This window comes from Caryophanon latum (genome assembly GCF_001700325.1).
GTDB lineage: Bacteria > Bacillota > Bacilli > Bacillales_A > Planococcaceae > Caryophanon > Caryophanon latum.
In genome coordinates this window covers 1-2,826 of the sequence record NZ_MATO01000075.1, presented here as the reverse complement: position 1 = coordinate 2,826, position 2,826 = coordinate 1, and the positions used below count along the sequence as shown (strand labels likewise).

Annotated in this window: 2 protein-coding genes; one reads left to right on the top strand and one right to left on the bottom strand. The window is 42.1% G+C overall.

Translation table 11 applies throughout. From position 1 onward, the window contains the following. Positions 1-74 precede the first annotated feature (74 nt). Positions 75-1,430, bottom strand: a complete 1,356-nt coding sequence (locus A6K76_RS15060; RefSeq protein ID WP_066466428.1) for a Na+/H+ antiporter NhaC family protein — start codon at positions 1,428-1,430, stop codon at positions 75-77. Between the two features lie 284 nt (positions 1,431-1,714). Here A6K76_RS15060 and A6K76_RS15055 point away from each other — a divergent pair, with 284 nt between their 5' ends. Beyond that, positions 1,715-2,782 (top strand): mechanosensitive ion channel family protein, encoded by a 1,068-nt coding sequence (locus tag A6K76_RS15055; RefSeq protein WP_066466427.1) that lies wholly within the window; start codon positions 1,715-1,717, stop codon positions 2,780-2,782. Positions 2,783-2,826: the final 44 nt, after the last annotated feature.

Here is a 2,826-nt window from a genome sequence, read left to right as displayed (position 1 = left end):
TTACACCCTAAAGTTTATGCGCATGCTGGGCGCACAATAAAAACAACAGGTGGAATGCATTCCACCTGTTGTTTTTATTTTTTCGCAATCGCTAGCACCGTAATGATTGGACAAGCTAAGCAAAAAATCGCAAATATAAAATAATCATACGTCGATACACCGAGCATATTCGTAATAAAAATACCACATACACTCCACGGCACGAGCGGATTTACAACTGTCCCCGCATCTTCCATCACCCGACCGAGCTGACGCTTTGAATAGCCGTTTTCCTCAAAAAAGCTTTTAAAGCTCGTTCCTGTTAATAAAATCGCTAAATATTGCTCACCAATTGTCGAATTGAGAACAACTGCTGATGTGGCTGCTCCAAACGTCGCCTTACGTGCTGTCGTCATCCAACGCTTCAGCTGCTCAAACATCGTCTGCACAATGTTCAACCCAAATAACAAACCGCCAAACGATAGCGCCAGTACAATTAACGTCATCGTAAAAAACATCGACTCCATACCACCGCGTGATAACATGCTCGCCACCGCTTCGTTGTCGGTCGTCGCCACGTACCCTTTTAATAGTAGCTCGCTAAATTGCACAGCTGTTATCGGTGACAACACAAACCCTTGTACCGCCGCAACGATGCTTACAATCGCAAGCGTCGGCAAAGCTTTTACTTTTAATAGCGCAAGCACAACGAGTACAGCTAACGGTAACACTGCCCACCACTGCACTAAATTCGTCGCTAGTAGCGCTTCTTTCATTACCGTTAGCTGCTCTTGCGGAATCGCGGCTTCTTTCGGTGATAATAAACTAAACACAACGACTGAAATGACAAACGCTGGAATCGTCGTCGCCATCATCGTTTTAATATGTGTAAATAAATCTTGGTCTACTGTTGATGCTGCTAAAATCGTCGTATCAGAAATCGGTGACATTTTATCGCCAAAAAATGCACCTGATACGATCGCACCTGCTGTAATTGCCAGTGATAAATCAAGCGAACTTGCAATCGCAATAAACGCAATGCCGAGCGTCGCAACCGTCGTTAGTGATGAGCCAATTGCCACTCCGACGATCGCACAAATAATAAATACAATTGTAAAATAAAATGAGCCGCTCACAATCGTAAAGCCTGCATAAATAAGTGTCGGAATAACACCACCGTACATAAACGTTGCGACTAATACCCCGATTAAAAAAAATAAATACATCGCAGGTAAACTACTCGTTGCTCCATTAATCATCACCTGCTGTAAATCATCTATGCTGCACTTTTTCAAAACGCCGTACAGTACGAGTGCTATCATCGCAAACAGTAGCCCGACATGCGGTGCCGCTTCTGTAAAAATGAGCGTCGATAAAATGATGACGATCGTACTTAAAAAGACAGTAAATGCTTCAAGCGACGATATTTTTTGTAACGCTTGCTGTTGCATACAAAATCCTCCCTAACTTTGACGCTTTAACGCGTCGAATGAATGAAGTTATTATACTGTACAAATTTCGTCAAAGTCTGTTGAAAGATTTTTCTGATTATTCTACTTGCAATCGATTATGTAGTAGCGCTAATTACCTTCCTCAAGCCTCCTCGCCGTTTCTTTATGAAATTTTCTCGCCGCAAGCTCCATGCCATCATAATAACAGGTCTGTTGGTACAACGTAGAACTTATTTATGCTATTGTACGTCTTAGAAATGATTCATTTGAAAGGAGATTTATTTATGCTACAGTCTATTCGCTGGCTTATTCCGAACATGACCGACCCGACATGGACAGATGTCGTCGTGGCAATCGTCATCGTGCTGCTAACATTTATCGTGCAGCAATACATATTAAAACGACTATTTGCACGATTAACGCAATCGTTTGAAGGACATAATCAACCATTTTTCGCCGCTCTATCAAAACAATTTAGCCGCATGTTCCGCCACGCGCTATTTGTCGCTTCATTTTTTGCAGCCGCGTCGTATTTAGTCGAAGTATGGCTACTTAATATTCCGATGATTGAGAGTGCATTTTATTCCTTAATGTTTTTCTTTATTTTTAAAGGGGTATACGATTTACTATCCTATTATACGCTTCATCCAGTAAAGCTTCCGTTTCATGAGGAGCGCAAGGAAGTGCTGGCGCCGTATTTACTACGCATCATTAAAGCAACCGTCGTCGGCATTGGGGTATTTAGCATCGCCGCTCTATGGAACTTTAATATTAATGGCTTTTTAACCGGGATTGGATTAACCGGGGTTGCCCTCGCATTCGGTGTACGCGATACGTCCTCACACATTTTTGGCGGCTTATCGGTCGGGCTTGATAAACCGTTTCAAGTAGGTGATTGGATTGCGACTGAGGATCAAAAATTGGACGGGGTTGTTGAAGATATTAACTTGCGCAGCACGCTCATTAATGCAGGCGATAAAGGTAGCGTCTACGTGCCAAATGCTTATTTAATGAACCGTCCGATTTACAACTACAGTAAGCGTACGAAAATGAAGACGGAAATGTATTTATACGTTGCAACAACAAATAAAGAAGCTGTTTTACGTACTGTTTGCGAAGAAATTTATGAGCAAATTATGCTGCATGCGCAGACGGAAAAAGACGTCGTGCACGTATTTATTGATCAATACCGCCCGACGTCGTTTCGCCTGCTCGTCCGATTTTTCGTCGCAACCGATGCAACAGCTACGCATTTAGCAGTACGTCAAGATATTTTATTTGCTATTCATGATATTTTTAAGCGCTACAACATCGAGCATGTCGAACAATCGTATGAGCATGTTATAGAATAACAGGTCTGTTGATTAGCCATTTATATACAGTGAAATCGGTTGTT